General features: G+C 72.7%; 4 protein-coding genes. All 4 read left to right on the top strand.

Annotated elements, in window-relative coordinates; genetic code table 11:
• A partial coding sequence (locus tag SACHA_RS24730; RefSeq protein WP_198010069.1) for an alpha/beta hydrolase occupies window positions 1-916 on the top strand: 916 nt, incomplete at its 5' end.
• Window positions 913-1,554: a hypothetical protein gene (locus SACHA_RS19490; RefSeq protein WP_019806229.1), complete on the top strand. Its 642-nt coding sequence runs from the start codon at window positions 913-915 to the stop codon at window positions 1,552-1,554. The genes SACHA_RS24730 and SACHA_RS19490, both read left to right, overlap by 4 nt.
• On the top strand, window positions 1,539-2,288 hold the full coding sequence (locus SACHA_RS0100160) for a class I SAM-dependent methyltransferase (RefSeq protein ID WP_019806228.1): 750 nt from the start codon (window positions 1,539-1,541) through the stop codon (window positions 2,286-2,288). Before SACHA_RS19490 ends, SACHA_RS0100160 begins: the two co-directional genes overlap by 16 nt.
• The coding region (locus SACHA_RS0100155) for a glycosyltransferase (RefSeq protein WP_198010068.1) at window positions 2,285-2,539 on the top strand (255 nt) is incomplete at its 3' end. The genes SACHA_RS0100160 and SACHA_RS0100155, both read left to right, overlap by 4 nt.

Below are 2,539 nucleotides of genomic sequence, written 5' to 3'. Positions count from 1 at the left end.
TCTAGGCGCGGCGGACGCCCTGCGCCGACGGCCCCCGGAATACCCGCCCGCGCCCGGGGAACTGGCCGAGGTCGGCGGGGAGGTGCTGCACGCGCTCGTCGGCCGCGCCGAGGAGGGTCCGACCGTGGTGTTCGAGAGCGCGCTGTCCTGCCCCTGCACGGAGTGGGGCTGGGTGCTGCGCGCTCTGGACGGGCACACGCCGTTCGTGGCCTACGACCGCCCCGGCAACGGCTGGAGCACCCGGCACGGAACGCACACCGACGCCGCGGACCACGGCGCGCTGCTCCTCGACCTGGTCCGGACCCTGGCGCTGCCCGGCCCGTACCTGTTGGTCGGGCACTCGGTCGGCGGCCTGCTGGTCCGCGCGTTCGCCGACCGGAACCCGCGGCACACCGCCGGGCTGGTGCTCGTCGACTCGTCCCACCCCGACCAGATGGAACGGTCGAGTCTGCAGCGTGAGGGTGCCGCACTGGTACGGCAGGGCATCACCACCATGTCCCTGCGCACCCGGTTCGGACTGCTCGACGGGCACGACGATTCCGCCTTCGGCGCGCTGACCGGGCTGCCGGCAGGCCTGGCCGAACCCAGCGTCCGGGTCATGCGGCGCCCGGAACCCTGGCGCGCCGCGCGGGGCGAGTTCGCCCTGTGGAACACCCGGTGGGCCGCCGCCGCACGACGGTCCACTCCCGCCCGCGACCTCCCCCTGGGAGTGGTGACCGCGGGACGGCAGTCCGCCACCGACGTCGCCCACAGCCGGATGCAGGCGGAGCTGGCCGAGCTGTCGGACGTCCGCAGGCACGACGTGGTCCCGTCCGCCGAGCACGACTCGCTCGTGATGGACGAACGGTTCGCGCCACGGGTGGCCGAGGTCGTGCGCTGGGCGATCGAGACCCACAGGAGACAGGAGGGGGCATGATGCCGACCGGAACACCGACGACGGTGGGCCGGGTGCTGCGGACCGCGGGCCGCTGGGGGCTCTACGGGACACTGGCCACCTGGTACGCGCTCACCGTGTGCCAGCAGGCCGACCGACCGCCCGCGCTCGCCAAGCGCCTCGACCCGACGGCGATGGCCATCCCGAACTGGCGGTTCTTCGCGCCGACCCCGGCACGGCACGACTTCAACGTGCTCTACCGCGACGAACTCGCCGACGGCACCCGCACACCGTGGCGGGAGCACGAGATCGTCGCCGAGCGCACACTGCCGCAGATGCTGTGGCATCCCGTCCGGCGGATGGAGAAGGCGCTGTTCGACGTCGCCTCCGAGCTGCTCAAGGCGACCGAGTCGGTCCCGGACCCGTCCCGCATCCCGCTCACCGTCAGCTACCTGGCGCTGCTGAACTTCGCGACCAACCAGGTCCCCCACCATCCCGACGCGGTGCGGGTGCAGTTCCTCATCGCCCAGTCGGCGGGCCACGACGAGCGGGTCGAGCCACGGATGCTGTTCCTGTCCGACGTGCACGACCTCGATCCCCACCGGACGGGTGCCCCCGCCCGGGACACGACGGGACCCGGCCGGTCGGCGGAGAGCGGGGTGCTGTGTCCTACCGCGTGAGGCCGGAGGCCTACGGTGAGGCGTTCGCCGAGGTCTACGACCAGATGTATCCGGACCACGAGACCCCGGCGACCCTCGACTTCCTCGCCTCGCTCGTCGAACCCGGTGCGCGGGTGCTCGAACTGGGCGCGGGCACGGGAAGACTGGCGGTTCCGCTGGCCGACCGCGGGCTGCGCGTGCACGCGGTCGACGCATCCGAGCGGATGCTGCAGCGGCTGCGTGCCCGCGACCGGAACGGTGCGGTGGTCACGGTGTGCGGCGACTTCACCGACGACGTCGTCGACGGCGAGTTCGACCTGTGCTGGGTGGTCTGCAACACGCTGTTCATGGTCCCGGACGTCGAGCAGCAGATCGCCGCGCTCCGCGCCGCGGGCACCCACCTGGCACCGGGCGGAACGCTCGTGGTCGAAGTGTACGACCCGACGTTCTTCCACCAGCTCGCCAAACCCGAGCTCCAGGCACGCCACCTCGCCCCGGACAAGGTCATGCTGGACACGATCTCCGTCGACCCCGCCGAACAGATCCTCACCGAGATCCACACCGTGATCGGCGCCGGGACGGTGTCCACCTACGTCGAGGTGAGCCGCTACGCCTGGCCCGCGGAGCTGGACCTGATGGCGCGCCTGGCCGGGCTGGAGCGGGTGGAGCGCTTCGCCGACTGGGAACGCGCGCCGTTCACCGCGGGCGCGCACCGGCACGTCACGCTCTACCGGAAGGCGGCGGGGTCGGCATGAGGGCGACTCTGGTGGCGGTCGGCTCACGCGGGGACGTGCAGCCGTTCCTCGCGCTCGGCGCCGCGCTGCGGGCGCGGGGCCATGAGGTGCGGCTGGCCACCCACGGTGACTTCCGCGGGCTGGTGACCGAGGCGGGGTTGGACTTCTTCCCGGTTCCCGGCAGCCCGGCCAACTGGTTCTCCTCGCCGGAACTGGTGAAGTCGCTGCGCAAGGGCCCGTCCGTGCTGCGCCTGGCCCGCACGATGCCCCGC

The sequence above is a fragment of the Saccharomonospora halophila 8 genome, assembly GCF_000383775.1.
In the GTDB taxonomy this organism is placed as follows: Bacteria; Actinomycetota; Actinomycetes; order Mycobacteriales; family Pseudonocardiaceae; genus Saccharomonospora; species Saccharomonospora halophila.
This window is presented reverse-complemented; position numbering and strand designations above follow the sequence as displayed.